Origin of the sequence: Shewanella canadensis (genome assembly GCF_003966225.1) — a bacterium.
GTDB classification, from domain to species: Bacteria; Pseudomonadota; Gammaproteobacteria; order Enterobacterales; family Shewanellaceae; genus Shewanella; species Shewanella canadensis.
Genome location: NZ_RXNU01000032.1, coordinates 1 through 4,559, shown reverse-complemented (window position 1 = coordinate 4,559; position 4,559 = coordinate 1). Strand labels below are relative to the sequence as shown.

5 protein-coding genes are annotated in these 4,559 nt (G+C 42.9%); 4 read left to right on the top strand and 1 reads right to left on the bottom strand.

All coding sequences use genetic code 11. The annotated features are described in order from the left end of the window. Window positions 1–120: 120 nt before the first annotated feature. Window positions 121–1,008, bottom strand: a complete 888-nt coding sequence (gene gcvA / locus EKG38_RS24570; protein ID WP_126523513.1) for a transcriptional regulator GcvA — start codon at window positions 1,006–1,008, stop codon at window positions 121–123. 146 nt (window positions 1,009–1,154) lie between these two features. On the opposite strand from gcvA, the gene EKG38_RS24565 reads away from it, so the two are divergent. The 4 genes from EKG38_RS24565 (at window position 1,155) to EKG38_RS24550 (ending at window position 4,290) form a co-directional block, all read left to right on the top strand. Beyond that, window positions 1,155–1,934: a TSUP family transporter gene (locus EKG38_RS24565; RefSeq protein WP_126523512.1), complete on the top strand. Its 780-nt coding sequence runs from the start codon at window positions 1,155–1,157 to the stop codon at window positions 1,932–1,934. 375 nt (window positions 1,935–2,309) lie between these two features. Then, complete coding sequence (locus EKG38_RS24560) at window positions 2,310–2,795, top strand: VOC family protein (RefSeq protein ID WP_126523511.1); 486 nt, start codon at window positions 2,310–2,312, stop codon at window positions 2,793–2,795. A 730-nt stretch (window positions 2,796–3,525) separates the two neighbouring features. After that, a complete protein-coding gene (locus tag EKG38_RS24555; protein WP_126523510.1) occupies window positions 3,526–3,909 on the top strand; it encodes a hypothetical protein in 384 nt (127 codons plus the stop codon). A gap of 102 nt (window positions 3,910–4,011) precedes the next feature. Beyond that, window positions 4,012–4,290 (top strand): hypothetical protein, encoded by a 279-nt coding sequence (locus EKG38_RS24550; protein ID WP_126523509.1) that lies wholly within the window; start codon window positions 4,012–4,014, stop codon window positions 4,288–4,290. The last annotated feature ends 269 nt before the right edge of the window (window positions 4,291–4,559 follow it).

Genomic DNA, 4,559 nt, shown 5'->3' with positions numbered 1-4,559 from the left:
GGAGAATTTAAAGATTGTTGAACAGCTGCCTCTTTAAAGGCTGCCGTATAGGTTTTACGTGGCTTAATTTTCATGACACCTTATCGCTTATAGTAAGGTGTCCACTATTAGGGGGTCACATCAGGTTCTATAGGGGGCAAAAATTTCCAGCAGCCAGTCGATAAAGGCCTTGGCTTTCAATGGCAAATTCTTTGATTTTGGAGTCAGCACATAATAGGTATAGGGGCTGGTAAAACTCGACTCGAAGGGGATCACTAAGCTTCCGTCAGCCAGTTGCTCCTCGATAAAGAATCGTGGGATAAGCGCCACCCCCATGCCGCTAACGGCTGCCTGACTCAACATGTAAAAATGCTCCATACCGAACTTCTTATCCGTGGTTAAGGATAAGCCGACCTTTTCTGACCAATAGGGCCAAAGCTCCGGACGCGTTGTGTGCTTCAGTAGCGTCATCCGGTTAATATCCTCTAAGGTTTTCAGCCTTGTTGCTATTTGAGGAGAGCAAACCAGACAAAGATCTTCATCCATTAATTTGATGAAATTACAGTTTTGTGGAGCTTTAGTGGCACTTCTTATGGCAATATCACAGGGGCTCTTGTCAAAGTCCAGGGTAAAATCTCCGATGGACAGGTCGACATAGAGGTGAGGATAGCGCTGTTTAAACTCCTCCATTCTGGGGATCAGCCAATTGATCGTTAGACTCGGCAATACATTAATCGAGAGGCTCTGTGTGAGCATCTGTTGTGACTTTATCTCGTCGGTGGCATGACTGATGGTTTTAAGTGCTGCCTGTATCTGTGGTAGATAACGTAAGCCCTCATCTGTGAGCACCAGCTTTCTGTGTTGCCTTAAGAACAACGGGACTCCCAAATACTCCTCTAAGCCCCTTATCTGCTTACTTATCGCTCCATGCGTGACAAAAAGTTCACTGCCGGCCTTGGTAAAGCTTAGGTGTCTCGATGCCGATTCAAAGGCAAGTAGCGAATTTAATGGAGGTAATGTGGTATGCATTAAGGTTCTCGTCTTTCAGGTGTCAGATGCAAGATTGAAATTAAGGCTGAGATTTTCTCACGATTAAGGGAAGATAACTCCTTTGCCTTTCGTGTGCAAACATCGTCTAATAGCGGCATTCGATAATAAGATAAATATAAATAAACATGGCAATCGAGTTTTCCTATGAACTTATTACATTACTGTTCGCCGTCGCGGTATTAGCGGGGTTTATCGATTCGATAGCGGGTGGTGGTGGCTTAATTACTATTCCGGCCCTGATGTGGGCCGGTCTGCCTCCGACGGCGGCCTTAGCGACCAATAAGCTTCAAGCTTGTGGGGGCAGTTTTTTTGCCAGCCTCTATTTTGTCCGCAAGGGGATGGTTAAGCTTGGGGAGATGAAGCTCGCGATACTCTGTGCCTTTATCGGCTCTGCTTTAGGTACTATTGCTGTACAGCAGATAGATGCCGCGTTTCTTGAGGTATTACTGCCATTTTTGATGTTGGCGATAGGTGCCTACTTTCTGCTTTCTAAGAAAATCAGTGAGGATGACAGGCATAGAGTGTTAACGCCAACGCTGTTCGCCTTCACTGCCGCCTTGGGAGTGGGGTTATACGATGGCTTCTTTGGCCCGGGCACCGGAAGTTTCTTCGCCTTAGCCTTCGTTTCTCTGGCGGGCTTTGGGCTGGCTAAGGCCACCGCTCACGCTAAGGTGCTTAACTTTTCGACCAATATTGCGTCACTGATTTTTTTCGCCATCGGTGGCAAGGTGTTTTGGATGCTTGGCGGCATCATGCTCATCGGTCAGGCATTAGGTGCCACCCTGGGGTCGCGTCTGGTACTGACGAAGGGCACGAAAATCATCAAACCTCTGGTAGTGACCATGTCGGTGATTATGAGTATGAAACTGCTATCAGATCAGTATGACCTGTTTGCTTGGTTATAGCTTAGGGCTGCCTTCGAATGAAGGCTGGTTTTATTTTCTTTTTGGTTCATTTGGCAATGGCTGCAGGGTTGAAGCTTTAGGCTTCAATGTTATCTATCGCTTGCAGCGGGTGCCGTGCATGGATGCTGAACTGGTCTTTAGGTATGGATACCGTTGAAAGTTCTTCCTTGTAAGCGCGACTGCAGCACCCAAGCTGTGCCACATCTATACTGGCTCAAATCACTATGCACGAGATTTATACGCATACACGCCATTGATCATAATGCAGAGTTATCATAATTATAAGTATTGATAATTTAATGTAATTGCCTGCGGCACCTATACTCACTTCATCAAAACGAATTACGAAACAATCATCAGAGTTTGGAGCAAATTATGAAAATGAATCATGTGGGTATCATGGTAGGCGATATGAATAAAGCTGTAGAGTTTTATACCAATGCTCTTGGCCTTAAAGTCGTAATGGGTAATACCAAAGTTGAAGAAGAACGTGAGACCGCAATCGGTAGAATGTGTGTTGCTGTGTTTGGCGAAGGTTTTAAAGGCTTTAACATTGCACACCTAGTGACGACTGATGGTATTGGTATAGAGCTATTTGAAATGAAAGAACGGGCAGAGCGACACGAAGTTGATTTTTCTCGCATTGGCATTTTCCATTTTTGTCTTCAAACTGAGGACTTTGATGGGGTGATAGAAAGAACTGAAAAATTTGGCGGTAAAGTGAGAATGGATATCATGCGTTATCACCCTGAAGATAACAATAAGCCGGCTAAAATGGTTTATCTGGAAGACCCATTCGGCAATCTATTTGAGCTTTATTCACACACTTATGAAGAAACCTACTCTTCTGATTACGAATAAACAAATCAAACGCTAAATGATAGAAGGTTGGCTGTAATGCCAATCTTTTTTTTGGCTGATCTTGTCCGCAGCAGAGCCAAAGTTAGCAAGCCTTCGAATGAAGGCTGATTACATTTTTCCTTTTGCTCAATGATATTGGGATATATGTTTGAATCTCATTCTCACATTCTCACATTCTCACATTCTCTCATTCTTACCTATCGCCTCCGGCGAGGGTATGTGCACTCTTTACTTTGAGAAGGTTCAGCGAAACACCGACTCTTGATTTCAAAAGAATCATCCGTGAAGGCTCGACGATGCCATCAACGTCCGCTGCCGCATCTACACTTGCTGATTTACAATAAAGTTCTCTCTTCGATTGAGGTTATCTTGGTTAAGTTGCTAACAAGAAAATGCCCCATTATGTGTTATCTCCAGTAATTCTTCCTATGCAGCACTGACCTCTTTGTAATACTTTTTCTCATTAGTCGGAAAGGCATAAGTTCCGTCTAGCGATAACCTCTTAGTTAACCAGTGCTTGTACTTTTATACAGTATGATTGGTTTTGTGCGGATAATCTCCAAATTATGCGCAATCAGTTCACGGTTTGCTATTGAGTGAAAATAAAAATAGATGTAAATTCAGTAAGATGTAAGTGTGCAACAGAGTTTCCCCCGAAAGTGTATTGGATACGATTTACAACGATTTAAGGTAGTGAATTGTTTTTATTTGAATTTACCGGGAGAAAGCTTTGCACACTTTTACAACAGGCATTGGCAAAACGCGCATGCCGTATATTAAAACGTTATGCATCAGGAGAGTAAAGTTGGCAAAATTCATCTGCCCAAGCTGTAGCACTCAGAAAAGTAAACCTGAAATTGAAGGCTTAAAATCACTCTACGGGCTCGGCTTTGAATATGTGTGCAGTAACTGTAATTCCAAAGTGGTTCACCCTCCCATAGGTCAGCTTATCCTGTTGTTTGCATTCATTCCCATAATCGTCGTGAATTGGCCAGGTAGCTCATGGGCTTTTGAACAGCCATTTATTGCCATGGGGTTATTTATGCTATCAGCTATATTAATGAAGCTTGGTCTTAAAAAAATGAAACCTTACGTTGTGGAAAGCAATGCATAACAAAACGTGCAATGATCGCCCTTCGGGCTGGACAGCTTCAAGCGAGGCTTCGCCACAAAGGTGCCCATTAACTCTGCGTTAAGTGAAGTAAGGTATTAGAGAATGGATGAAATTATAGAGGTTAGCGTTCCTAGAATTCAGGAAATCATTGATGCATTTGATGCTTCAGAGTTTTCGACAGCAGATGTTCTAAGGGAATACTCTGGTGGCTTCTACAGCAATGTTGGCACTCCTGCGCATTACTCGTTTAATGCACAGTTTGGTAAACTTTTACAAAGAAACTGTGAGTCGCTAAGGATTACAGAAAATAGAAATAACGTTTCTATCAAGGACGATAATGGCCATAAAACAAGTACGTCATTTTGGCGTAAATTCACTTAACAAGCGCCTGCTGTACTTCCAGTCATGCCATTTAACAAGAGCCGAGTTTCGAAATACTTTCCCTAATGCGAATCTTAATTTTTAGAGTTTTAGCTCTGACGCGTTTCTGTCCAAAAGCGTGATAACAAGTAAAGCTTATGTCTGTGATCACCAAGCGATTATGTCGTACCTTAACTACCAACCGATTTTGTCGGTTTGCTAATTACCAAGGGAAAATGACGGATCTATTTTTATACATAATCCTTTGAATAGTTTTAATCACTATTCAG

Excerpts from the sequence above, each read along its gene's own strand:
- gcvA (WP_126523513.1), bottom strand. The coding sequence starts at position 1,008 with ATGCATACCACATTACCTCCATTAAATTCGCTACTTGCCTTTGAATCG.
- EKG38_RS24565 (WP_126523512.1), top strand. The coding sequence starts at position 1,155 with ATGGCAATCGAGTTTTCCTATGAACTTATTACATTACTGTTCGCCGTC.
- EKG38_RS24560 (WP_126523511.1), top strand. The coding sequence starts at position 2,310 with ATGAAAATGAATCATGTGGGTATCATGGTAGGCGATATGAATAAAGCT.
- EKG38_RS24550 (WP_126523509.1), top strand. The coding sequence starts at position 4,012 with ATGGATGAAATTATAGAGGTTAGCGTTCCTAGAATTCAGGAAATCATT.